The organism is Acinetobacter sp. YH12137 (assembly GCF_013418535.1).
Classification (GTDB): domain Bacteria; phylum Pseudomonadota; class Gammaproteobacteria; order Pseudomonadales; family Moraxellaceae; genus Acinetobacter.
On the sequence record NZ_VPBW01000095.1, the window covers coordinates 1 to 1149 of the forward strand.

At 35.0% G+C, this 1149-nt stretch carries 1 protein-coding gene; it reads left to right on the forward strand.

Going from position 1 to position 1149, the window contains the following annotated elements; genetic code table 11:
- Positions 1–685 precede the first annotated feature (685 nt).
- Positions 686–871 carry a hypothetical protein gene (locus tag FTU72_RS16240; RefSeq protein WP_004780424.1) on the forward strand — a complete coding sequence of 62 codons (186 nt, stop codon included), beginning with the start codon at positions 686–688 and terminating at the stop codon, positions 869–871.
- The last annotated feature ends 278 nt before the right edge of the window (positions 872–1149 follow it).

Genomic DNA, 1149 nt, shown 5'->3' on the forward strand with positions numbered 1-1149 from the left:
TTTCAACTTTTGCCAGTGTTGATCTGTCAGCATGGTACGAGGCATAGCGAATAGTAAAATTGGGTTTGGCGATTTGATTTTACTACTTCGCTATTTTTTTAAGCTAAAAGTGTCAACACACCCTAGTCAAATGAATAGAGAGATCATTAATTCAGGATTTTCATATCCTGATGATGAGGTGACAAAGTATTTTCCCTGTCTGGCAAAAGTAGTAATCGGACTCTTTGTACGCTTTGGCTCACATCAATCTCGGCCTTTTGCTGCTATCCAGAATACTGGAAGTTTCCTATGATGAACTCATCAGGAACAGGAAGTTCCAAACAAGAATAACAATAGATCAGCACAAGGACAGTAAGGTACGACAGGAGTTATACCGAGCGAACCCATACGAAAAACCCCGGCAGGATGCTGGGGTTTTTCTTTTAGTATTTAAATTAAATTTCATCCTTTAAATGTGCAAATATGTGACATACATCACATTAACAAATCCATTTTCTTATATATTTTGCCAGTTGCTCAATTTTATGAGATTAATGATTAATCTTATATTTCAGTTATTTAAATAACATCAAACTACATTAGTAAACATAAGTACACACAAAAAAACATCAATATCTACATTTTATGTCAACATTTTTGCCAAGTGTACTGAGTAGTACACTATTTTTAATACAAGGAAATTTATATGAAATTAGTTCAATTAACTTTTGCCGGGGTAGCGTTAATTGCTGCATCACAAACTTTTGCTGCTGAAGAAGTAGCACAAACAGCTCCTGCTGCAACTGAAACAGCTGCGTCTGAAGTTCAAGCTGCTGAAGCACCTGCAAGCGAAGCTCCAGCATCAGAAGCTCAAGCAACTGAAGCTCAATAATATGACAGGATTTATATTTCTCTGCGTGAGGGGTATAAATCCTTCTTAAAAAGCCAATATCATTAAAAGAATAATTTTCTCATTATTTTTATCTAATAATTAACTTATACATCTTTTCCGAATTTAAGCTATAAAAAAGGACGCCTGAGCGCATTGCTGTCCCACAATTTTTCACAAGAGGAAGCTCAAATGAGCTTCCTCTTGTTTTATGGGTATTTTATCGGGTGAAAATAAAGCTTTTAAAGTTCTTCTTTCAAACAAATTCACTTGAATTATTC